This is a genomic window from Vibrio sp. D420a (assembly GCF_030248625.1).
GTDB classification, from domain to species: Bacteria; Pseudomonadota; Gammaproteobacteria; order Enterobacterales; family Vibrionaceae; genus Vibrio; species Vibrio fortis_A.
This window is the reverse complement of sequence record NZ_JAHGAN010000035.1, coordinates 49,914-74,348: the sequence shown is the minus strand read 5'-3', so window position 1 is coordinate 74,348 and position 24,435 is coordinate 49,914. Positions and strand designations below refer to the sequence as shown.

At 45.9% G+C, this 24,435-nt stretch carries 20 protein-coding genes and 3 tRNA genes; 1 reads left to right on the top strand and 22 read right to left on the bottom strand.

Translation table 11 applies throughout. The features are described from left to right. Positions 1-91: 91 nt before the first annotated feature. The 10 genes from KI743_RS21010 to pncC all read right to left on the bottom strand — a co-directional run bounded on the left by KI743_RS21010 (position 92) and on the right by pncC (position 8,465). Positions 92-184: transfer RNA gene (locus tag KI743_RS21010), tRNA-Ser, on the bottom strand. 42 nt (positions 185-226) lie between these two features. Further along, positions 227-303, bottom strand: a tRNA-Arg gene (locus tag KI743_RS21005). 42 nt (positions 304-345) lie between these two features. Further along, positions 346-438, bottom strand: a tRNA-Ser gene (locus KI743_RS21000). Between the two features lie 434 nt (positions 439-872). After that, the gene (csrA, locus tag KI743_RS20995) at positions 873-1,070 is read right to left on the bottom strand and encodes a carbon storage regulator CsrA (RefSeq protein ID WP_004415691.1); all 198 of its coding nucleotides are present in this window, start codon (positions 1,068-1,070) and stop codon (positions 873-875) included. Positions 1,071-1,162: 92 nt separating this feature from the next. Beyond that, positions 1,163-2,344 (bottom strand): aspartate kinase, encoded by a 1,182-nt coding sequence (locus KI743_RS20990; RefSeq protein ID WP_084181818.1) that lies wholly within the window; start codon positions 2,342-2,344, stop codon positions 1,163-1,165. A 219-nt stretch (positions 2,345-2,563) separates the two neighbouring features. Further along, positions 2,564-5,146, bottom strand: a complete 2,583-nt coding sequence (alaS, locus tag KI743_RS20985; protein ID WP_255229918.1) for an alanine--tRNA ligase — start codon at positions 5,144-5,146, stop codon at positions 2,564-2,566. A 266-nt stretch (positions 5,147-5,412) separates the two neighbouring features. Next, positions 5,413-5,919 carry a thiol peroxidase gene (gene tpx, locus KI743_RS20980; protein WP_285468023.1) on the bottom strand — a complete coding sequence of 169 codons (507 nt, stop codon included), beginning with the start codon at positions 5,917-5,919 and terminating at the stop codon, positions 5,413-5,415. Between the two features lie 61 nt (positions 5,920-5,980). Next, a complete protein-coding gene (locus tag KI743_RS20975; RefSeq protein ID WP_285468022.1) occupies positions 5,981-6,259 on the bottom strand; it encodes a hypothetical protein in 279 nt (92 codons plus the stop codon). A gap of 536 nt (positions 6,260-6,795) precedes the next feature. Beyond that, positions 6,796-7,833: a recombinase RecA gene (gene recA, locus KI743_RS20970; RefSeq protein WP_032549782.1), complete on the bottom strand. Its 1,038-nt coding sequence runs from the start codon at positions 7,831-7,833 to the stop codon at positions 6,796-6,798. A gap of 140 nt (positions 7,834-7,973) precedes the next feature. Continuing rightward, positions 7,974-8,465, bottom strand: coding sequence for a nicotinamide-nucleotide amidase (gene pncC / locus KI743_RS20965; RefSeq protein WP_285468021.1), 492 nt, complete (start codon positions 8,463-8,465; stop codon positions 7,974-7,976). Positions 8,466-8,597: 132 nt separating this feature from the next. Here pncC and mutS point away from each other — a divergent pair, with 132 nt between their 5' ends. Continuing rightward, on the top strand, positions 8,598-11,159 hold the full coding sequence (gene mutS / locus KI743_RS20960; protein ID WP_285468020.1) for a DNA mismatch repair protein MutS: 2,562 nt from the start codon (positions 8,598-8,600) through the stop codon (positions 11,157-11,159). Positions 11,160-11,245: 86 nt separating this feature from the next. On the opposite strand, the gene rpoS is transcribed toward mutS, so the two are convergent. The 12 genes from rpoS to relA form a co-directional block, all read right to left on the bottom strand. Then, entirely contained in the window at positions 11,246-12,226 is a 981-nt protein-coding gene (gene rpoS, locus KI743_RS20955; RefSeq protein WP_285468019.1) for an RNA polymerase sigma factor RpoS, read from the bottom strand. Between the two features lie 95 nt (positions 12,227-12,321). Beyond that, positions 12,322-13,272: a peptidoglycan DD-metalloendopeptidase family protein gene (locus KI743_RS20950; RefSeq protein ID WP_285468018.1), complete on the bottom strand. Its 951-nt coding sequence runs from the start codon at positions 13,270-13,272 to the stop codon at positions 12,322-12,324. 32 nt (positions 13,273-13,304) lie between these two features. Beyond that, entirely contained in the window at positions 13,305-13,931 is a 627-nt protein-coding gene (locus tag KI743_RS20945) for a protein-L-isoaspartate(D-aspartate) O-methyltransferase (RefSeq protein ID WP_150869276.1), read from the bottom strand. Continuing rightward, positions 13,928-14,674 (bottom strand): 5'/3'-nucleotidase SurE, encoded by a 747-nt coding sequence (gene surE, locus KI743_RS20940; protein ID WP_150869277.1) that lies wholly within the window; start codon positions 14,672-14,674, stop codon positions 13,928-13,930. Before surE ends, KI743_RS20945 begins: the two co-directional genes overlap by 4 nt. Positions 14,675-14,710: 36 nt before the next feature. Further along, positions 14,711-15,760 (bottom strand): tRNA pseudouridine(13) synthase TruD, encoded by a 1,050-nt coding sequence (truD, locus tag KI743_RS20935; protein ID WP_285468017.1) that lies wholly within the window; start codon positions 15,758-15,760, stop codon positions 14,711-14,713. Positions 15,761-15,782: 22 nt separating this feature from the next. Next, a complete protein-coding gene (ispF, locus tag KI743_RS20930; RefSeq protein ID WP_285468016.1) occupies positions 15,783-16,262 on the bottom strand; it encodes a 2-C-methyl-D-erythritol 2,4-cyclodiphosphate synthase in 480 nt (159 codons plus the stop codon). Positions 16,263-16,264: 2 nt separating this feature from the next. Beyond that, positions 16,265-16,966 carry a 2-C-methyl-D-erythritol 4-phosphate cytidylyltransferase gene (gene ispD / locus KI743_RS20925; protein ID WP_285468014.1) on the bottom strand — a complete coding sequence of 234 codons (702 nt, stop codon included), beginning with the start codon at positions 16,964-16,966 and terminating at the stop codon, positions 16,265-16,267. Continuing rightward, a complete protein-coding gene (gene ftsB / locus KI743_RS20920; protein WP_032549794.1) occupies positions 16,966-17,247 on the bottom strand; it encodes a cell division protein FtsB in 282 nt (93 codons plus the stop codon). Before ftsB ends, ispD begins: the two co-directional genes overlap by 1 nt. A gap of 689 nt (positions 17,248-17,936) precedes the next feature. Continuing rightward, entirely contained in the window at positions 17,937-19,235 is a 1,299-nt protein-coding gene (gene eno, locus KI743_RS20915) for a phosphopyruvate hydratase (protein WP_032549795.1), read from the bottom strand. Positions 19,236-19,311: 76 nt separating this feature from the next. After that, positions 19,312-20,952 (bottom strand): CTP synthase, encoded by a 1,641-nt coding sequence (locus tag KI743_RS20910; RefSeq protein ID WP_004739047.1) that lies wholly within the window; start codon positions 20,950-20,952, stop codon positions 19,312-19,314. A gap of 151 nt (positions 20,953-21,103) precedes the next feature. Then, positions 21,104-21,901, bottom strand: a complete 798-nt coding sequence (gene mazG / locus KI743_RS20905; protein ID WP_150869280.1) for a nucleoside triphosphate pyrophosphohydrolase — start codon at positions 21,899-21,901, stop codon at positions 21,104-21,106. A gap of 208 nt (positions 21,902-22,109) precedes the next feature. Next, positions 22,110-24,332, bottom strand: coding sequence for a GTP diphosphokinase (gene relA, locus KI743_RS20900; RefSeq protein WP_239841237.1), 2,223 nt, complete (start codon positions 24,330-24,332; stop codon positions 22,110-22,112). Positions 24,333-24,435 lie beyond the last annotated feature (103 nt).

The window sequence follows — 24,435 nt, the reverse complement described above, 5'->3', positions numbered from 1 at the left end:
GCACGGTGTTTCACTCTTTCGAATGAAGTTGTGAAATATATCACATTTTGCTTACAACGAAACAAAAAAAAGGCCATCGGCCTGTAATGAATGGCGGTGAGGGAGGGATTCGAACCCTCGATGCAGCTACAAACCACATACTCCCTTAGCAGGGGAGCGCCTTCGGCCACTCGGCCACCTCACCTAATTCATTATTATCACGCCTATCTTATGATAAGAGAGATAATGGCGCGCTCTGGAGGATTCGAACCTCCGACCGCCTGGTTCGTAGCCAGGTACTCTATCCAGCTGAGCTAAGAGCGCACATATTGTTGTCTAACTTGCTACGTTTAGACTCGCAAGAAATGGCGGTGAGGGAGGGATTCGAACCCTCGATGCAGCTACAAACCACATACTCCCTTAGCAGGGGAGCGCCTTCGGCCTCTCGGCCACCTCACCGTCTTGCGGAGGCACATATTACGTTTTACCGAAAATATGTCAAACACTTTATTGAAAAAAAATGGATAAAAACACTCAACCGTTTGCAATTTAATCAAAGCGCTTGCTATTTGAACTTATTAGTATCAAAAGGCTCTTTTTTCCTTAAAAATTAAGGTGAAAGATTAGCAAGATTACGAGCTGAATTAAGTTATCTAATTTTCAACAATGACATTGTCAGTGCATAAGCAACCATACTACGAGCCTAAAAATTTCGCTACATGTGAATGCAAGAAAAAAGACAAACTCGTGACGCAGTTATAGTGTTTATCGATGAAAGCGAAATTGCAGCAAATGTTTCAGCCACTCTCTATCTCTATCACCTATTCTTGGTTTAAAACACCAAGATCAAAAAAGGCTAGCAACAGTGCTAGCCCTTTTTCTACGCGAAAGTATTAGTAGTTGCCAGATGCAACGTTACCATTACCTTTTTCAGCTTGAATGCGCATGTAGATCTCTTCACGGTGAACAGATACTTCTTTAGGTGCATTAACACCAATACGTACTTGGTTACCTTTAACGCCCAGTACAGTCACTGTTACTTCATCACCTATCATCAGTGTTTCGCCAACGCGGCGAGTCAAAATTAGCATTCTTTGCTCCTTGAGTAATCTCTAAATTTATCTAGCTACGAGAGCATTATCCACCAAAAGTTATATTTTCGTAAACTATCGAATGAGTTTATTTAACCAAAATGCACTTCTTTTTTAAGATAACCCTGTGTTTCACGCGCTACAATGTATGCTTTGTGTAGTATGTTAGCAGCTGTATCGACCTGGTCGGGAGAAACCACCAAGGTTAAAGACTGCTGCTGCAATAAGTGATGCTGTACATCAACCTCGCCTTCAGACAACAATCCATGTGAACTGACCACAATATCTTGTGTTCGACTACCTACTACAGTTAACAAACTAACTTGTTCACTATTACGGATTTTTTCAGCAAAAACTAGTTTTAATTTCGTACTTGCGTCGCGTTTAATCACCACTGCTGCTCGTTCTGTTTCCTCGATCACACTACACACTTCGATACCAAGCAGTTGCGCTTGTGATATGAGAGACGACAGCTCTTCTAATGCGCATTCTATCAACACCATATCTTTCTGAATGGCGATGCCAGAAATGTCATTCAAACACTCTTCACCTGAAATTAAGGTGCCCTCACCCTTCTCAAAGCTTGATAGTACTCGCAGTGGCACTTGATGCTTCCATGCAAATTGAACGCACGGTAGGTGCAAAACCTTAGCTCCGCAGCGCGCCATCTCTTCCATCGAAGGAAAATCCAGTTGAGGTAGGCGTTTGGAATCCTTAACCACTCTCGGGTCACAAGAGTAGACACCATCAACATCAGTATAGATCTGACATTCTTGGGCATCGAGTGCTCCCGCTAGCGCAACAGCACTGGTGTCCGATCCGCCACGCCCCAGAGTTGTGATATCACCTTTATGATTGACGCCCTGAAAGCCGGCCACAATCACGATCTGCCCTTGTTCAAGCAAGGCTTCAATCGGAGTGGTATCGATATGAGTGATCGCTGCGTTATTGTGGTTTGAGTCGGTGTGAATCTTGGCTTGATAACCTGTCATCGATGTCGCTTCATAGCCCAATTTGTGTAACGTCATTGCTAATAGAGCCATCGAGACCTGTTCACCGGCTGTCAATAAGACATCCAATTCCCTCGCGTTTGGTACGCAATCTATCTGATTGGCTAAATCAACTAATCGGTTTGTTTCTCCTGACATTGCAGAGACCACCACCACGACTTGATTACCGTCGTTTTTTGCTTCAATGATTTTCTCTGCAACTGAGTGGATTCTCTCGATAGAGCCCACTGACGTTCCACCAAATTTCTGCACGATAAGAGGCATTTTCACCCGTCCTCACCTTCCCAAGACCAATGTCTATATATGACAAAACAACACACTTCGCGTCATAGCGAAGTCATAAAAATTACCCAAGAGGTCGGGATAGGCTCTCGGCCTCTTGGCTAATTTCAATGAAATCTACAAATTTGAACAATTATCGATGATATAAAATAAAAGATGCCCAATCGGGTGATTGGGCATCTTTGAATCAAGAGATAAGTTTTATAGGCGCTCTTCTAGCCATGGTTGAACTGACTTCATCGCTTCAGGCAGAGCTGATACATCTGTACCACCTGCTTGCGCCATGTCAGGACGACCACCACCTTTACCGCCAACTTGCTCAGCAACCATCTTCACTAGGTCACCCGCTTTTACTTTGCCGATAAGGTCTTTAGTTACACCAGCGATTAGACCAATCTTGTCACCGTTGATGTTAGCCAACATCACAACGCCGCTACCCATTTGGTTCTTAGCGTTATCAACCATAGTACGTAGGTTCTTAGGATCCGCACCTTCCATACCAGCGATCAGAACTTTCACGCCGTTGATTTCTTGCGCTTTACCCATGATGTTTGCACTTTCAGATGCAGCCATCTTCTCTTTTAGCTTCTGAATCTCTTTCTCTAGAGCTTTCGCCTTAGAAGCAGATTCAGCGATCTTCTCTTCGTATTTCGCTTGTTGCTCTTCGATAGCATCGAGTGCTGCTTCACCCGTTACCGCTTCGATACGACGGATACCTGCTGCGATACCACCTTCAGAAGTGATCTTGAACAGGCCAATGTCACCCGTATTTGAAGCGTGGATACCACCACAAAGCTCAGTAGAGAACTCACCCATAGACAGTACGCGAACTTCATCATCGTACTTCTCACCGAACAGTGCCATTGCACCTTTCGCTTTCGCTGATTCGATGTCCATGATGTTGGTTTCAATCACATGGTTCTTACGAATTTGTGCGTTAACTAGACGCTCAACTTCTTTAAGTTGTGCTGGTGTTACCGCTTCAAGGTTAGAGAAATCAAAACGTAGGTTGTCTGGCTTAACCAAAGAACCTTTTTGAGCTACGTGCTCACCAAGAACTTCGCGCAGGGCAGCGTGAAGTAAGTGAGTCGCAGAGTGGTTCAGAGAGATAGCAGCACGACGCTCAGCATCTACGGTTGCTTCTACTTTATCGCCTTTCGCGAATACACCTTCAACCAGCTCACCGTGGTGTGCAAATGCGTTACCTAGCTTTTGAGTGTCTTCAACTTTGAACAGACCAGACGCAGTTTTTAGCGTACCAGTATCACCACATTGACCGCCTGATTCCGCGTAGAATGGCGTCTCTTCAAGGATGATGATTGCTTTATCGCCCGCAGACAGAGAAGCAACCTCTTCGCCTTCAACGAACAGTGCAGAGATTTCGCCAGCACCTTCTGTACCTGTGTAACCACAGAATTCAGTGTTGGTTTCAACTTTAATAGTCGCGTTGTAGTCAGTGCCGAATTGGCCCGCTTCACGTGCACGCTGACGCTGAACTTCCATCGCTTTCTCGAAGCCTTCTTCATCAATGGTGAAGTCGCGCTCACGAGCTACATCATTGGTTAAGTCTGCTGGGAAGCCGTAGGTATCGTATAGTTTGAATACTGTTTCGCCGTCTAGCTCTTTGCCTTCAAGTGCGTCTAGTGCTTCGTTCAGGATAACCATGCCGCGCTCTAGTGTGCGGCCAAAGTTTTCCTCTTCGATACGAAGTACTTTTTCAACAAGCTCTTGTTGCTTCTTCAGCTCGTCTGCTGCTGAGCCCATCACTTCAGCCAGTACACCCACAAGTTTGTGGAAGAATACGCCTTGTGCGCCAAGCTTGTTACCGTGACGAACTGCACGACGGATGATACGACGTAGAACGTAACCACGACCCTCATTTGAAGGCATAACGCCGTCAGCGATCAGGAATGAACAAGAACGGATGTGGTCAGCAATAACGCGTAGCGATTGATTTGATAGGTCTTCGTAACCGATCGTTTCAGCCGTTGCTTTGATTAGCTTTTGGAATACGTCGATCTCGTAGTTTGAGTGTACGCCTTGCATGATTGCAGAGATACGCTCAATACCCATACCTGTATCAACAGCAGGTTTAGGTAGCGGTTCCATTGTGCCGTCTGCGTGACGGTTGAACTGCATGAATACGTTGTTCCAGATCTCGATGAAACGGTCACCATCTTCTTCAGGAGTGCCTGGACGGCCGCCCCAAATGTGCTCACCGTGATCGTAGAAAATTTCAGTACATGGACCACAAGGACCTGTGTCACCCATTGTCCAGAAGTTGTCAGACTCGAACTGTTTACCGCCTTCTTTGTCGCCGATGCGAACGATACGGTCAGCAGGTACACCTACTTTCTTGTTCCAGATATCGAATGCTTCGTCATCTGTCTCGTATACCGTTACCAATAGACGATCTTTTGGCAGTTGAAGAGTTTCGGTTAGGAATTCCCAAGCAAACGCAATCGCGTCTTCTTTGAAGTAGTCACCAAAGCTGAAGTTACCAAGCATTTCAAAGAATGTGTGGTGACGAGCCGTGAAACCTACGTTTTCAAGGTCATTGTGTTTACCGCCAGCACGTACACAACGTTGAGCCGTAGTCGCTCGAGTGTAGGCACGCTTTTCGGCGCCTAAGAAACAATCTTTGAATTGGTTCATACCTGCGTTAGTGAATAGCAGGGTTGGATCGTTATGTGGAACTAACGATGAACTGTCTACGATTTGGTGTCCTTTGCTCTCAAAGAACTTAAGGAACGCGTTGCGAACCTCATCAGTGCTCATGTACATGCAGCTCTTCCTGAAAATAGTCGAGTTAGAATTTTGCCGTATTGTAGATCATGGTTAAGGCTTCGACTAGTTTTCTTGTACAAAAGAACCGTTAGGATGGAATTTTGGTCGGAATTATTCAAAATCGAGAGTCATTGCCATCAAACGGCGCAGAAAATAGCGCTGCAACATGCTCAAGCTCGGCAATAAAAATAGAGTCGATTAACCAACCCATTAAATGAAAAAACCTCAAGACCATAAGCCTTGAGGTTAATAATAAGAACTAATTAGCCTTGAATCGCTTCAACGACTAGGTTGAAGTTAGGCGCTTCCGTGATTTCGCTAACGAGCTCACTATGAATCACTTTGTTTTCGCTATCCAATAGGATAACCGCTCGTGATGCTAGACCGGTCAGTGCATGGTCTTTAATTTCAACACCGAATGCGTTCAGCGCAGCTGCATCTTTAAACACAGAAAGGTGCTCAACGTTCGTAATCTCAGATGCTTCATTGTATCGCGCCAAAGCAAATGGCAGATCCGCCGATACAGTGTAAACTGAAACATCTTTCAGGTTTAGTTGCGCCAGTTCAGCTAAGCTCTTAGTCGTTGCTGCGCATACTGGAGTATCGATACTCGGAAATAGGTAGATCAGCTTGTACTTGCTGTCTACATCAGAGATTGTCAATGGGTTAAGCGACAGAGTACACAATTCAGGTGTAATTAGTTGCTCGCCTTTACTTGGGAAATTACCTGCCAATACAACTTCTTCACCAAGAAATGTAACTTTATTCATGATTTATCCTTTTGATTGCCGACGACTCAATAAGCCATCTGTTTTATTTTTCTCGTGCTGTTTAAGTTACGTTAATAACAGTTTTAAAATCGCTCAGCTTTGGTAGCGCATCGTCGAAGCCAACAGATTGTGAAAAGTCCATTTCTACATCGATGTGCTGCTTGGCAAGATTCAGTAAGACGACACGGTCATTATCGTCTAATGACTTAATGTTTGCAGACAGCACTTTGACTAGGCTTTGCAGCACATCCAGTTGAAAGGATTCAATCGACGTCATCGTTCGATACTCCTCTAGCAAATGCGTCGCCAACTCTGCGTCTTTTTTCTTAATCTTTGACATTCTCTTACCTATTAACAAAACAAATTAATAACTTAACTATCAGTAACTTCAAATCGTGGAAAAAATTTATCACTCGATATAACACCGAGCCACAAACCTTTCTCAAAGAAAAATGTAATGACGGATAAAACATCACACCTTACTAAAACATCAGAGCATAAAAATGTAACGACCAACAAAATCATCAATGTAAATTACTGATAAATAGTGAAATAGATTTACATTCAAATCTAACTAAGGTGTTTCATCGTGATTAAATCTGCACGAAGAAAAGTACGATATAGAATTTTGTTTTCCTGTTCTCAGCACCATGCAATAAAGGAAACAAATCCCTAGCAAGATATGACAGTCAACAAAGGCACGACAGTAAGCAAAACTAAGCAAGACAAAGCCAAGAGTTCTCCGGCAGTAGCCGTGAGTTTTTAGTAGTGGGGTAGAAAAACTTAATAAGATGCAGAGGAGAAATAACAACTAAGGGTAACGGACATAAAAAAGCCCCGCATAAGCGAGGCTTTCAATATCAAGCTGCAGGTAAATTACAGCTCTTCTTGTGGCATTTCGCCAGTCTCTGGCTCTTCAGGCTGAGCTGGAGTCAGTAACATTTCGCGAAGTTTAGCATCGATAGTTTTCGCTGCTTCTGGGTTCTCACGAAGGAACTTACCAGCGTTCGCTTTACCTTGACCAATCTTATCGCCGTTATAGCTGTACCAAGCACCTGCCTTTTCAATTAGCTTGTGCTTAACACCTAGGTCGATCAGCTCACCTTCACGGTTGAAGCCTTGGCCGTATAGAATTTGAGTTTCTGCTTGCTTAAATGGTGCAGCAATCTTGTTCTTAACAACCTTAATACGAGTTTCGTTACCCACGATCTCGTCGCCCTCTTTGATAGAGCCAGTACGACGGATATCAAGACGAACAGATGCGTAGAACTTAAGTGCATTACCACCAGTTGTCGTCTCTGGGTTACCAAACATAACACCGATCTTCATACGAATTTGGTTGATGAAGATACACATACAGTTAGATTGCTTAAGGTTACCCGTTAGCTTACGCATAGCTTGAGAAAGCATACGTGCTTGAAGACCCATGTGGCTATCGCCCATTTCGCCTTCAATTTCTGCTTTCGGTGTCAATGCTGCTACTGAGTCGACAACAAGAACGTCAATCGCACCTGAACGCGCTAGCGCATCACAGATTTCTAGTGCTTGCTCACCAGTATCTGGTTGAGAAACAAGAAGTGCATCGATATCAACACCCAGTTTTTGAGCGTAAATAGGGTCTAGTGCGTGCTCCGCATCGACGAATGCACACGTTTTACCTTCACGCTGAGCTGCTGCAATAAGCTCTAGTGTTAGTGTTGTTTTACCTGATGATTCTGGACCGTAGATCTCAACGATACGACCCATTGGTAGACCACCAGCACCTAGTGCGATATCTAGAGATAGCGAGCCAGTAGAAATCGTTTCTACATCCATTGTGCGGTTGTCACCAAGACGCATGATAGAGCCTTTACCAAACTGCTTTTCAATCTGACCAAGGGCTGCGGCTAACGCTTTTTGTTTATTCTCGTCCATTACTATCTCCACATAATCGGTTGTCTATAACAAGCGATTTAGAATCTGTTTCTAACCCACATAGGGGTGACTAATTGGTGCTTATTATACTGTTGATTCATACAGTGTCCATACCTGTATGAAAATTATTTGTACAATTGTTACTTCTCTTCCAACAGGTAATCATAAATAACCTCAAGCGCACAGGCGGTCGCTTGTTGTCGTACTTGTGATCGATCACCCGCAAATACATGCGTTTCTACGTTTTGCCAACCACTGTTTGAAGCCCAAGCAAAACAAACGGTACCGACTGGCTTCTCTTCACTGCCTCCGCCAGGGCCTGCAATACCACTGATCGATACGGCAATCGTGCCATTAGAGTGCGCCAACGCGCCTTGCGCCATTTCAACCACCACAGCCTCACTGACGGCCCCATGCGCTTCCAGCGTTGCAGCTTGCACGTCAATCATCTCTTGTTTGGCTTCATTACTGTAAGTGATAAAAGCACGGTCAAACCACGCTGAGCTACCGGCTATATCTGTGATTGCACTTGCAACGCCACCACCAGTACACGACTCTGCCGTGACCAAAACGTGCTGATTATTTAATAAAAGCTGGCCGAGTTTTTCGCTGAGTTGTTGAATCGATGACATGGTGACAAACTCCATTGTTTCTGCATGGTTTCTACATGAGTGAATTTGAATCTTTATCGCTTGCGCCGCTTTTCGCAGGTATCGCTTTCACGTATCCTAAGCCGCAATAGAAATAAACGAAAGAAGTTAACAGTGAAAGCCGATCAAAAACATACTCCCATGATGCAGCAGTACCTAAAACTCAAAGCAGAGAATCCAGAGATCCTGCTTTTCTACCGCATGGGAGATTTCTACGAGCTTTTCTATGATGATGCCAAAAGAGCCTCTCAACTCCTTGATATTTCCCTAACCAAACGTGGCTCATCTGCTGGCGAACCTATTCCAATGGCAGGCGTGCCGTTTCATGCTGTAGAAGGCTACCTCGCTAAACTGGTTCAACTCGGTGAATCTGTGGCGATCTGCGAACAAATCGGTAACCCTGCGACATCGAAAGGTCCAGTAGAGCGCGCCGTTGTTCGTATCGTGACACCGGGTACCGTCACTGACGAAGCCCTTCTTTCTGAGCGCGTTGATAATCTGATTGCTGCGATTTATCACCATAACGGCAAGTTTGGTTACGCAACTTTAGATATCACTTCAGGTCGATTCCAACTTTCGGAGCCAGAGACCGAAGAGTCAATGGCCGCTGAATTGCAACGCACTTCTCCAAGGGAACTGCTCTTCCCAGAAGACTTCGAACCTGTAGAGTTAATGGCGAACCGTAACGGTAACCGCCGTCGCCCAGTATGGGAGTTTGAATTAGATACGGCCAAGCAGCAACTCAACAAACAGTTCGGTACTCGCGACCTCGTCGGCTTTGGTGTGGAACATGCCAAGCTTGGTCTATGTGCTGCGGGTTGTTTGATCCAATATGTAAAAGATACCCAACGTACCGCTCTGCCGCATATTCGCTCACTGACTTATGATCGCCAAGATCACTCTGTAATCTTAGATGCAGCGACTCGTCGCAACCTAGAGATCACTCATAACCTTGCAGGTGGCACCGACAACACGCTGGCAGAGGTACTCGATCACACAGCAACGCCAATGGGTAGCCGTATGCTCAAGCGTTGGCTACATCAGCCGATGCGTAATATCGCCGCTCTCGACCAACGCTTAGATGCAATTGGTGAGATGAAAGATTTAGCTCTATTCACAGAGCTACAACCAACACTGAAACAGATTGGTGATATTGAACGTATCCTTGCTCGATTAGCTCTTCGCTCTGCACGTCCGCGTGATATGGCCCGCCTGCGTCAAGCGATGGACTACCTTCCAGAACTTGCAGATACACTAGAACAAGTCTCTCATCCATACCTGACTCAGCTTGCACAATATGCTGCACCTTTTGAAGAAGTGTCTGAGCTGCTTACTCGTGCGATCAAAGAGAACCCACCGGTTGTGATTCGCGATGGCGGCGTGATTGCTGCAGGATACAGTGCAGAGCTAGATGAGTGGCGTGACCTTGCAGATGGCGCAACAGAGTACTTAGACAAACTCGAAGCGGAAGAACGTGAACGTCACGGGATTGATACGCTAAAGGTTGGCTACAACAACGTACACGGCTTCTTTATTCAGGTGAGCCGTGGTCAAAGCCACTTGGTTCCACCTCATTACGTACGCCGCCAAACGTTGAAGAACGCTGAGCGCTACATTATCCCTGAGCTAAAAGAGCACGAAGACAAGGTTCTGAACTCAAAATCTAAAGCACTAGCGATTGAAAAACAGCTTTGGGAAGAACTATTCGACCTACTATTGCCTCACCTAGAACAACTGCAGAACATCGCCTCTTCTGTATCGCAATTAGACGTTCTTCAAAACCTAGCTGAGCGTGCTGATACTTTAGATTACTGTCGCCCTACTCTAAACAAGGAGCCTGGAGTTCACATTCAAGCGGGTCGTCACCCTGTGGTTGAACAAGTGATGGATGAACCTTTCATTGCCAACCCGATTGACTTGAATGATCAACGTAAGATGCTGATCATCACAGGTCCAAATATGGGTGGTAAATCGACCTATATGCGTCAAACTGCGTTGATCGCACTCATGGCTCATATCGGTTGTTACGTTCCTGCAGAGAGTGCAACCATTGGCTCTATCGATCGTATCTTCACTCGAATTGGTGCATCTGATGACCTTGCATCTGGCCGTTCAACCTTCATGGTAGAGATGACAGAAACAGCGAACATTCTGCATAACGCAACACCGAGCAGCTTGGTTCTGATGGATGAGATCGGTCGTGGTACCAGCACCTATGATGGCCTATCACTGGCTTGGGCAAGCGCGGAGTGGTTAGCAAATCAAATCAATGCGATGACACTGTTTGCGACTCACTACTTCGAACTGACTGAACTACCAAACCAGATCCCAACCTTGGCGAATGTTCACTTGGATGCCGTTGAGCATGGCGACAGCATTGCCTTCATGCACGCAGTTCAAGAAGGTGCTGCAAGCAAATCTTACGGTCTTGCAGTAGCTGGGCTTGCGGGAGTGCCAAAAGCCGTGATTAAGAATGCGCGAGCTAAGCTCACCCAACTTGAAGCGCTAAGTGCTGAGACACCAACAGCAAAACCAAGCGGTGTCGATATTGCGAATCAACTTAGCCTTATCCCTGAGCCAAGTGAAGTAGAGCAAGCGCTAGCAAACGTAGATCCAGATGATCTAACACCACGCCAAGCACTGGAAGAGTTGTACCGCCTAAAGAAACTACTTTAGTCAAAAGTAAGTCTCTTTAACCTCGATAAAAAACAAAAACGCTGACATTGAGTCAGCGTTTTTTATTGGGAATTTCTAGATCTAGACTAATCGTTTTCAACGTTGAATAGATTCTCCATATTCAAGCCTTGCTTGATCAGGATTTCTCTTAAACGACGTAGGCCTTCTACTTGAATCTGACGAACACGCTCACGAGTTAGGCTGATCTCACGACCGACTTCTTCAAGAGTCGATGGCTCGTAACCAAGAAGACCAAAGCGACGTGCAAGTACTTCTTTCTGCTTCGGATTCAGTTCATCTAACCAGTAGATCAGTGATGTTTTGATATCGCTGTCTTGAGTCGACACTTCTGGGTCTGAGTTGTTTACGTCTGGAATGATGTCCAGCAGCGCTTTCTCGCCGTCACCACCGATTGGTGTATCGACTGAGCTTACACGTTCATTAAGGCGTAGCATTTTGCTTACGTCGCTCACCGGCTTATCTAGCTTGGTCGCGATCTCTTCCGCTGTTGGCTCATGGTCAAGCTTTTGTGATAGCTCACGAGCGGTACGCAGGTAGATGTTTAGCTCTTTCACAACATGAATTGGCAGACGAATAGTACGCGTTTGGTTCATCAACGCACGTTCGATCGTTTGACGGATCCACCATGTTGCGTAAGTAGAAAAGCGGAAGCCTCGTTCTGGATCGAACTTCTCAACAGCACGGATCAAACCTAGGTTACCCTCTTCGATAAGATCAAGCAGAGCTAAACCACGGTTGCTGTAACGACGTGAAATTTTAACCACAAGACGTAGGTTACTTTCGATCATGCGCTTGCGAGCAGCTTCGTCTCCGCGTAATGCGCGACGAGCATAAAGCACTTCTTCTTCTGCGGTTAAGAGTGGTGAGAAGCCAATTTCACCCAAATACAACTGAGTCGCATCTAGGCTTTTCGAAGTCACTTCGACTTCTTCTTTTGCTTCTGTTTTTTTAGTGACGGTTTGTTCGCCTTGCTCAACATTTACCAACTCCGTGGTCTCTTGGTCAAGTTCGAACTCTTCTTTAATAACTGCATTGCTGATACTCATAACGCCTCCCCCTGGCGATATTAGCAAGACATTACAACTTCAAATGTCGCTAAATGACTATGTCACTTTATACAAGTACCATTGCGGCACTCATATTAAGGTAAATAACGTTTTGGATTCACGGATTTACCTTGGTAACGAATCTCAAAGTGCAGCCTAACGCTTTTGGCTCCAGAACTTCCCATTGTGGCAATTTTCTGTCCTGGTTTAACACTTTGCCCTTCAGATACTAATAGTCGATCGTTATGCGCGTATGCACTTAAGTAGTTGTCATTATGCTTTACAATCACGAGATTGCCGTAGCCTCTGAGTGCATTACCCGAATAAACAACCGTTCCCCCTGCAGTAGATACGATAGGCTGACCACGCTGTCCTGCGATGTCTATGCCTTTATTTCCTTGTTCACCTACAGAGAAATTCTTGATTACTCTCCCTTTGGTTGGCCATAACCATTTCGATACTTTATCGTTAGTTGGCTTACTGGCGGTTGTAACATTCTGTTTACCTTTAGAACCAACATACTCCTTTGGCTTCGATTGTTCAACCTTCTTTGGTGGATCTTTTTTAACCGTTTTCGCCGTTGACTGCACAGGTGCCGGTTTAGAGTTTTTACTCTTCACAGGTTCAGCTTTGGTGGTCGCTGGCTTAGAAGATTTCGAGCTGGAGGAGCTCGGTGTGCTCACAACGGGAGCCGCCGGTGCTGGTTTAGGTGCAGGGGTAACGCTGGCAACGGCCGCCGACTTGCCATAAGCAGGAGCCTTGTATGACGGACGCCATAACTTAAGCTTCTGCCCCGGATGGATAGTATAAGGCGCAGAGAGATCGTTGTAGTGAATCAGGTCATTGACATCTTTGTTGGTCAAATAAGCGATAAAGTAGAGGGTATCGCCTTTCTGAACTTCATAATAACTGCCACGATAGCTGCCACGTTCAATGGTGGAGTAATCTTTGTTCAGGTTTGATACAGGTGCAGGGGAATTCGCTGCGCACCCTGCTAGTGCGCAACTCAACAATATCGCTATCCCTTTTGAAAACTGTGAACGCATTCAGTTGTTATCCATCTACACCAATAGTTTTGTTACGCCAATTCACCCGGAACCAAAGGAACGAAACGTACCATCTCAATCGTTTCTGAAAGGTACTCGTCACCTTGACGGGTAATTTTTAACAGTTGTTGCTCGTTGTCCCCAACCGGGATCAGTAAACGTCCACCATCACTCAATTGCTCTAGAAGCGCTTGAGGGATTGATTCAGCAGCTGCCGTTACGATGATGGCATCAAACGGGCCTTTCGCGGCCCACCCTTGCCAGCCATCGCCATGTTTAGTGGAAATGTTATAAAAATCAAGCTGCTTGAGCCTTCTTTTCGCATCCCACTGTAATGACTTGATACGCTCAACAGAATAAACATGATCGACTAACTGAGCCAATACCGCCGTTTGGTACCCCGAGCCAGTTCCAATCTCTAAGACGCGGCTAGTCTGTTGAAGTTCCAACAGTTCCGTCATTTTCGCCACTATATATGGTTGAGAGATTGTCTGACCTTGTCCAATTGGCAGTGCATTATTGTCATAAGCTTGGTGATACATCGCCTGCGATAGAAAACGCTCTCTAGGCAAACGGAAAATCGCATCTAGAACCTTTTGGTCTCGAATACCACTCTCAATCAAGAAACTGACTAAGCGGTGTGCATGAGGGTTAGTCATTGGCGCTCTCCTAGCCACTGCGACATGGCACCTAAAGATTCATGAGCTGTTAGATCAACCTGCAGCGGCGTCACTGAAACGAAGCCATGCTCTATCGCATAGAAATCTGTTCCCTGTCCTGCGTCCTGCTCTTTACCTGGAGGACCTAACCAGTAGATATCATGCCCCCTTGGATCTTTCTGCTTAATCATGTCTTCAGAGTGATGACGAGCACCAAGGCGCGTCACCTGCGTTCCCTTAAGATCACCAACAGCAACATCAGGAACATTGACATTCAACAAACGATTGGTTGGGATCGGTCGAGCTAAGTGCTGTTCAACGATTTGGCGTGCAATAAGAGCGGCGGTTTTAAAGTGTTTTTTGCCTACCAAAGAGAACGCGACTGACTGTACACCTAAAAAGTGCCCTTCCATCGCTGCAGCAACGGTACCTGAATAGAGCACATCATCACCTAGATTTGCTCCATGATTAATGCCAGTCAGCACTAAATCAGGCATATCATCCTTAAGCAGCTCATTCAATGCAAAGTGCACACAATCCGTCGGTGTACCTTGCACAGAGTAAGTGTTAGCTGCGATTTCTTGAACACGCAGAGGTTGCTCAAGCGTTAATGAATTCGACGCACCCGAGCGATTACGGTCAGGTGCAACGATAATAACGTCAGCAAGGTCGCGTAGCTCATCAGCTAGGGCATGAATACCCTGAGCATGAACGCCATCATCATTGCTGAGTAAAATCTTCATTCTGTATCCTTTCTTATATCCGTCCAGTTTACGCCTTTACTGCGCGTTTTGTCGCTCTACAGCCACTTCTTCCACTAGCTCACGAACAATCGCTGTCGCAAAGCAACCTGCATCCAATGAGAACTTAAGCGTGATGTTGTCGCCATCCACTTCCCATGAGAGCTGTTGTGGTTTAAGAGAAGCTTCACGACGATCATGACGCATACGGTTTCCGCGAATGAGCGCCATTAAATCTGGCTCGTCATCAAGATGCGTCTGCTCAAGAGCGAGTGCGTTCTCTTGTGTCGGCAGTGCATTATCGCCGGCCATGGCTACAGAAACCTGCGCTTCGCCTTTCTCAATCGACAAGTTCAACGCTTCAATGTTTTCAGCCGTTACCAACTGTTGCTCGCCAGCGCTGAAAACGACGTCGCCAAGAATTACTGAGTTAAACACATTCTGTTCAATACGCTCTGACAAAATGCGATTGAAAATCCAAGAGCGAGCCGCAGATAGATATAAACTACGCTTGTTCTGGTTGCGTGTACGCACATTGTCACGCCCCCAACGACGAGCTTCAGACAAATTATTACCTTCATTGCCAAAACGCTGAGCACCAAAATAGTTCGGAACACCTAGCTGAGCGACTTTCTCAAGGCGATTGACCACGTCAGCGGTGTTAGTCACTTCAGACAAAGTCAGTTCAAATTGGTTACCAACTAGGTCGCCTGGGCGCAGCTTTTTGTTGTGGCGTGCCGTCGCTAAGATCTCAATACTTGGGTACTGAGCTAAGAAAGCTGTAAAGTCCGGCGTATCCCCCTTTGGTAGGTGAACACTCAGCCATTGCTCAGTCACCGCATGACGGTCTTTCAGACCCGCCCAGCTCACGTCTTTCGATTTAACGCCACATGCTTTTGCCAGTTCATTGGCAACAAAGCTGGTGTTCTCACCGGTTTTGCGGATACGCACCATTAGGTGCTCACCTTCTCCAGTGAATTCGAAACCTAAGTCTTCGATAACCACAAAATGCTCGGCCTTCGCTTTCAGTTTAGCTTGTGCCGTCGGCTTGCCATTCAAATAGGCAAATGAAGATAGAATATCTGACATGCTGTTCTTTTCGTTTTGGTGCTTACGCACTTTTAGTAATTAGGACGACTGCTTCGCTTGCAATGCCCTCTTTGCGTCCGGTAAAACCAAGACGCTCAGTTGTTGTCGCTTTTACATTCACGTTGCCAATATCTGTTTCAAGATCCTCAGCAATCGCTTGGCACATTGCATCAATGTGCGGGGCCATTTTTGGCGCTTGTGCCATGATGGTCACGTCCACATTACCGACTTGATAACCTTGTTCTTTAACGCGGCGGTAAACATCTTTAAGCAGCTCACGACTATCTGCTCCCTTCCACTCATCATCGGTGTCTGGGAAGTGACGACCGATATCGCCTGCGGCAATCGAGCCTAATAGCGCATCACATAATGCGTGCAAAGCCACATCACCATCTGAATGCGCAACCAGTCCTTGCTCATAAGGAACGCTCACGCCACCAATAATCACTGGGCCTTCACCACCAAACTTATGAACATCAAAACCGTGGCCAATACGAATCATCATTATTCCTTATTCTGACTTAAATAGAACTCAGCCAATGCTAAATCTTCTGGCTGAGTAACCTTAAAATTATCTGAGCGCCCAGCAACCAGAGCTGGTGATGCGCCTTTCCATTCAAACGCAGACGCCTCATCGGTAATAGACACGCCTTGTTCAAGAGCCTCTGTTAGAGCTTGCTGCAGCGGTAAAGTTCGAAACATTTGCGGCGTCAATGCGTGCCATAAGTTTGCACGCTCGACAGTGTGATCAATCGCCCCATCAACACCACGTTTCATCGTATCACGAACGGGGGCAGCCAAAATGCCACCTACCGGATGAGACAGTGCTGCTTCAATCAGCTTATCGATGTCACCTTGTTGAATGCATGGCCTAGCCGCATCGTGCACCATGACCCACTCGCCCAAACCGCTCTCTTGAATATAGTTCAGAGCCGACAAAACCGAGTCTGCTCGTTCGTTACCACCCTTAACACGCACCACATCTGGATGTTGGCTCAAGCTCAGCTCAGGGAAATATGGGTCACCTTCACTTACGGCTACCACGACCTTGCTCACTTGAGGATGAGAAAGTAGCTTGTTGACGGTGTGCTCCAAGATGGTGATCGCGTTAATCGTCAGATATTGTTTTGGGCGATCGGCCTTCATTCTACTGCCTACGCCAGCCGCAGGTACAACCGCGACAATACCTTGTTTATCAGTCGACATTAATGCGATTCCTCACCAATTATGCGATAAAACGTTTCACCTTCTTTCACCATTCCGAGCTCATGTCGAGCACGCTCTTCGATGGCGTCTAACCCTTGTCGAAGGTCGTCGATCTCAGCAAACATTTCTGCATTTCGAGTATGCAACTTCTCATTCACTTGTCTTTGAACGTCGATTTCGTTGTTCACTGTGTAGTAATCAGAAATACCATTTTTACCGAGCCACAATGTGTGTTGCAGCCAGCCAAGTAAGATCAGCAGGACAAGAGCAAAGATTCGCATAACACCTTTCGCCGGTTAGAAAAGAAGGAACTAGAATAAGGCACATATATACCATAATGCGCTTATTGGTGCGAGATATGTGGTGTAAGGGAATCGATAAGTAGCAGAATTATCGGACAGAATCTTTAATGGTACCAAAGAGACTCCCGATTCATTCACTTCCCACTCTCGTCACTCGCAAGAAGATAAGACGACTGAGTTGGGAATCTATCGAAGTTAACATTAAGAGATTCCCGACTCTTTCCTTCATCAGTCTAGGGAATGACGAATTCTAGGTATCAAAAGTAGGAGTTTTAGAACCTAGAGCTTCTCCCGTCATTTTTTACAGGCAAAAAAATGCCCCGCATTAGCGAGGCATTCAAAGCTTAGATTAACAATCTACGAGAGATTATTGACCTTTAACTTCTTAAAGACCGCTTTCGTTGTAAAAAGGAGGAGCTTTAGAACCTAGAGCTTCTTCTCGCTATTTTCTACAAACATAAAAAACGCCCTACCGAAGTAGAGCGTTTCAAAAGCTTTAAGCTAACAACTCAATGTATGAATTATTGACCTTTAACTTCTTAAAGGCCGCTTTCGTTGTAAAAAAGAGGAGCTTTAGAACCTAGAGCTTCTTCCCGCCACTTTTACAGACAAAAAAATGCCCCGCATTAGCGAGGCATTCAAAGCTTAGATTAACAATCTACGAGAGATTATTGACCTTTAACTTCTTTAAGACCGTTGTAAGGAGCTTTAGAACCTAGAGCTTCTTCGATACGGATTAGTTGGTTGTACTTAGCAACACGGTCAGAACGGCTCATAGAACCAGTCTTGATTTGACCTGCAGCAGTACCTACCGCTAGGTCAGCGATAGTTGCGTCTTCAGTTTCGCCAGAACGGTGAGAGATTACAGCTGTGTAACCTGCGTCTTTAGCCATCTTGATTGCAGCTAGAGTCTCAGTTAGAGAACCGATTTGGTTAAACTTGATAAGGATAGAGTTAGCTACGCCTTTCTCGATACCTTCAGCAAGGATCTTAGTGTTAGTAACGAATAGATCGTCACCTACTAGTTGAAGCTTGTCACCTAGTAGTTCAGTTTGGTGCTTGAAGCCATCCCAGTCAGACTCGTCTAGACCGTCTTCGATAGAAACGATTGGGAATTGGTTAGCTAGCTCAGCTAGGTAGTGGTTGAACTCTTCAGAAGAGAAAGTCTTACCTTCGCCTTTCATGTTGTAGATGCCAGCTTCTTTGTCAAAGAACTCAGATGCAGCACAGTCCATAGCTAGAGTAACGTCTTTACCTAGTTCGTAACCAGCAGCTGCAACAGCTTCTGCGATAACTTCTAGAGCTTCAGCGTTAGACTTAAGGTTAGGAGCGAAACCACCTTCGTCACCAACTGCAGTGCTGTAACCTTTAGACTTAAGAACTTTAGCTAGGTTGTGGAATACTTCAGCACCGATACGTAGACCTTCTTTAAGAGTCTTAGCGCCAACTGGTTGGATCATGAACTCTTGGATGTCAACGTTGTTGTCTGCGTGCTCACCACCGTTGATGATGTTCATCATTGGTAGAGGCATAGAGAACTGACCAGCAGTACCGTTTAGCTCAGCGATGTGCTCGTATAGAGGCATGCCTTTAGCCGCTGCAGCAGCTTTAGCGTTCGCTAGAGAAACAGCTAGGATTGCGTTAGCACCGAACTTAGATTTGTTCTCAGTACCGTCTAGCTCGATCATTACTGCGTCGATTGCAGCTTGGTCTTTCGCGTCTTTACCAGTTAGAGCTGTAGCGATTTCGCCGTTTACAGCTTCAACAGCTTTAAGAACACCTTTACCTAGGAAACGTGCTTTGTCGCCGTCACGTAGCTCAAGAGCTTCGCGAGAACCAGTTGATGCGCCAGATGGAGCAGCAGCCATACCTACGAAACCGCCTTCTAGGTGTACTTCAGCTTCTACAGTTGGGTTACCACGTGAATCGATGATTTCACGACCTAGAACTTTAACGATCTTAGACATTGAATGTTTCCTTCTCGTTGAATATATAATGTCAAATTAAAGGCAGCAGCACTGCAAACGCTACTGCCGGTATCCTTTACTTCTCTAATTCGTCACGCTGGTTTTGGCCAGCCGCTTTAACGAAGCCTTCGAACAATGGGTGACCATCGCGAGGCGTAGAAGTGAACTCAGGGTGGAACTGAGCTGCAACAAACCATGGGTGGTTTGGAATCTCGATAACTTCAACCAGTTTCTTGTCCGCAGACAGACCCGATACTTTTAGGCCCGCTTTTTCGATTTGTGGACGAAGATTGTTGTTCACTTCGTAACGGTGACGGTGACGCTCATGGATCGTCGCGCTACCGTATAGTTCACGAGCTTTCGTACCTTTCTCTAGGTGACATAGCTGTGAACCTAGACGCATAGTACCACCTAGGTCAGATTTTTCAGTACGTTCTTCAACTTTACCTTCGCCATCTACCCATTCAGTAATTAGACCAACTACTGGGTACTTCGTGTCTTTGCTAAATTCTGAAGAGTGTGCACCTTCCATGCCCGCAACGTTACGTGCGTACTCGATAAGTGCCACTTGCATACCAAGACAGATACCTAGGTAAGGTACTTTGTTCTCACGAGCGTATTGTGCTGCGAAAATCTTACCTTCAACACCACGGTCACCGAAGCCACCTGGTACTAGGATAGCGTCAAGACCTTGAAGTGCTTCTTCGCCTTTCGCTTCTACTTCTTGAGAGTCAACGTACTTGATCTTAACGCTTAGACGGTTCTTCAGACCCGCGTGCTTAAGTGCTTCGTTCACTGACTTGTATGCATCTGGTAATTCAATGTATTTACCAACCATACCGATGGTTACTTCACCAGTTGGGTTCGCTTCTTCATAGATTACCTGTTCCCATTCTGATAGGTCTGCTTCTGGAGCGTTGATACCAAAACGAGTACACACTAGGTCATCAAGACCTTGTGATTTAATTAGTTGAGGGATCTTGTAGATTGAATCTACGTCCTTCATTGAGATTACCGCTTTCTCTTGTACGTTACAGAAAAGAGCAATCTTCTTACGTTCGTTCGCAGGGATCATGCGATCAGAACGACAAACTAGGATATCTGGCTGGATACCGATAGACAGTAGCTCTTTTACAGAGTGCTGAGTCGGTTTAGTTTTCACTTCACCAGCTGCTGCTAGGTAAGGAACTAGTGTTAGGTGCATGAACATTGCACGCTCACGGCCTAGCTCAACTGCTAGCTGACGAATCGCTTCCATGAATGGTAGAGACTCGATATCACCAACCGTACCACCAACTTCAACGATCGCAACATCGTGGCCTTCAGCGCCAGCGATTACACGGTCTTTGATAGAGTTAGTGATGTGAGGGATTACTTGGATAGTTGCACCTAGGTAATCACCGCGACGCTCTTTCGCTAGAACGTCTGAGTAAACACGACCCGCTGTGAAGTTGTTACGCTTAGTCATCTTGGTGCGAATGAATCGCTCGTAGTGACCAAGGTCAAGGTCAGTTTCAGCGCCATCTTCCGTAACGAACACCTCACCGTGTTGAGTCGGGCTCATAGTGCCTGGATCAACGTTGATGTAAGGGTCAAGCTTCATCATAGTCACTTTAAGACCACGAGCTTCTAAAATAGCTGCAAGCGATGCCGCTGCAATACCTTTACCTAGAGAGGATACAACCCCGCCAGTAACAAAAATGTAATTTGTCGTCATGTTTAACCTGAAATTGGTTGAATGAGGGAAAATGGATTTCTTCTGGACGGGATGAAAATATACCAGAAGCCCCTTATCGCCACAACGTGAAATCTATCACACTGCTATTTTTTATTTTTTGCTTCAAATCAAATCAGCACAAAAGCTTTGTTCAACTTTTCTCCGCCAACTTGACTTCATCCCACATAGAATCGAGCTCAGAGAGGGAAAAATCGTTCAAAGTTTTACCTTTTTGACGAACTTTTCCTTCTACACCTTTAAAGCGACGCTCAAATTTTACGTTTGCTTTACTCAGTGCCGATTCTGGGTTTTTCCCTAGATGCCTCACTAGATTCACGGTCGCAAACAGTAAATCACCCAATTCTTCCTCTACCAAATCCTCATTTGGCGTTATTTGCAGTGCCTCTTCAAGCACTTCATCGACCTCTTCACGAACCTTATCAACAACAGGGCCAATTGATTCCCAATCAAAGCCATATTTTGCTACCTGCTTTTGCACCTTTGTAGCACGCAAAAGTGCAGGTAGAGAGTTTGGTATTGAGTCTAGAATACTTTCCTGAGTTTTGCCTGCTTGCGCTTTTTCTTTGGCTTTCTCAGCTTCCCAGTTGGCATTAATTGCCTCTTCATCATCAAACTCAACATCAGAAAACACATGTGGATGACGACGAGTTAGCTTTTCATTCACACCATCTACCACATCGGCAAACTCGAACAACCCTTGTTCTTTAGCGAGTTGGCTGTAAAAAATCACCTGAAACAACAAGTCGCCCAACTCTTCTTGCAGGTTTGGCCAATCCTTGTTGTGAATCGCATCCACCACTTCGTATGTCTCTTCGATAGTATGCGGCACAATTGTTTCAAAATTTTGTTTCAGATCCCAAGGGCAGCCACCTTCTGGATCACGCAGCTTCGCCATAATTTGTTCTAGTTGTTCAATCGGGTGGCTCATGGTGCTTTCCTATTATTCTATTTGATTGTTTTAATCTAATTCTTTTCTTAAAACTAAAAAAGGTGAGCAGTTAAAACCACTCACCTTTCTATTTATTCGTCATCCCCAAAAGTGAAGGATGAACGAGTTGGGGATCTCAAACTACTTAGCGAGATTCCCTATCACGTTCGTTACTCACTGTAGGGAATGACGAGGATGATACCAAGTATCACCCCAACCTCTTAACGCTCATGACATCTTTGATTTGCTCTACCCGGCTTGTGACACGGCTGAGGATTTCAATGTTGGTCACTTCTAGATCAAAGTCCATCACTGACAGCTGACGCTTGTAGTCGGTACGGCTTTTCATCGTCGTAACACTGATCTTCTCATTAGCAAACAGCGAGGTGATGTCTTTCAATAATCCACTACGTTCTAGCGCTTCAACACGCAGCGTTAGGATGTAAGAACCAACGAAGCCATTACCCCAAACCGTATCAATGATTCGCTCTGGTGCGTGGATTCTTAGCTCACTCAGTTGCTCACAGTCACTACGGTGAACTGAGATACCACGACCTTGAGTAATGTAACCCTTAATGCTGTCACCTGGGATTGGCTGACAACAGCGTGCAAGGTGCGTCATCAGGTTATCGACACCTTCAACTACAACCGCATCTTTCTTAGGGCGGCTCTGTTGAGCAGGCTTGTTTTCTGACTCAAGTAGCTTCTCTAGCGCCTTTTGATCTTCCTCTTCCGCGGTTGGCTTATTCACCAGCGCGTTGATGTGGTTGATCACCTGGTTGATTCGCAAATCACCGCTACCGATACCCGCATACAGCTCATCTGGCGTATTCACGTTGAAACGCTTCAGAGCATATTGGTCGGCGTCTTTAAGCGTCGCGCCAATCTTATGCAACTCACTCTCTAGAATGTCACGACCTGCTTCGAGGTTTTTCTCACGACTTTGCGCACGGAACCAAGCGTTAATCTTGGCGCGAGCACGGCCAGAATGAACGAAGCCTGTGGTTGGGTTTAGCCAATCACGCGAAGGGTTTGGCTCTTTCTGAGTGATGATTTCAACCTGATCACCCATCGAGAGTTTGTGAGTAAATGGAACGATACGTCCACCTACTTTGGCGCCGATACAGCGGTGACCGACCATTGAGTGAATGTGGTAAGCGAAGTCCAACGGAGTTGCACCCATTGGTAAATCGACCACATCACCGCGTGGTGTAAACGCGTATACACGGTCATCAAAGACCTGGCTACGAACTTCATCCAGCATCTCGCCAGAATCCGACATCTCTTCTTGCCAATCGATCAGCTTACGCAGCCATGTGATCTTCTCATCGTAACCGCTGCGACCACCTGATGAGCCTTCTTTGTACTTCCAGTGCGCCGCCACCCCCAGCTCTGAGTCTTCGTGCATCTGCTTAGTACGGATCTGGATCTCGATGGTTTTGCCTTCAGGCCCAAGTACCACGGTATGGATAGATTGGTAGCCATTCGGTTTCGGGTTCGCGACATAGTCATCAAACTCACTTGGTAAGTGTTTGTATTTGGTATGCACAACACCAAGCGCTGCATAACAGTCTTGCAGTTGGTCTGCGATGATACGTACAGCACGCACGTCAAATAGTTCATCGAAGGCCAAGCCTTTCTTCTGCATTTTACGCCAGATGCTGTAGATGTGTTTTGGACGACCGCTTACTTCCGCGTTGATGCTAGAGCGTCCCATTTCAGACGTAAGGTCATCAACGAAATCTGTGATGTACTGTTCGCGAACGATACGACGCTCAGAAAGCTGCTTAGCGATCTGCTTATAGGTATCTGGTTGTTGGTAACGGAAAGCGTAATCTTCGATTTCCCATTTAAGCTGACCAATACCAAGACGGTTAGCCAGTGGCGCATAGATATTGGCACACTCTTTCGCTGCCGCTCTACGCACCTCATCAGGGGCTTTTTTCACCTCGATAAGGTTACAAATACGCTCAGCAAGCTTGATGACCACACAACGGAAATCATCAACCATGGCCAATAGCATGCGGCGCACGTTATCAACCTGGCCTGACGCTGCGCTGCCTTCAAGGGTAACGTTGAGTTGGCCAAGTGCCGCCATCTCTTCAACGCCATCAATCAGCTTAACGATCTCTTTGCCGTAGCTCTCTTCAAAAGCCTCTCGCTCAAATACACCACTGGAGACAACAGGGAAAAGCTGAGCCGCAACGAGTGTCGCGCGATCCATTGATAGCGTCACCAAGATTTCTATCATCTCTCGGCCACGCCACAATAGCAGTGAGGCTTGCTCATGCTCTTTTAGCAGTTCTTCACAGTGACGATAAACCTTGATCAGTTTATTCGACGTTTTGGCATCCTGATTTAAAGATGCAATCCAGCTCTCTAGCTCAAACTGTTCGCTTGGGTTTAAATGTGCGCTTCGTACCGCAACCATCATGCCTTCCTAGTTATTATGTTTTATACCCAACTCAGTATGACTAACCGGGTCCAAGTTAGTTCGACTCATACTGGTAACAAGACGTTTCTTATACGCCTTT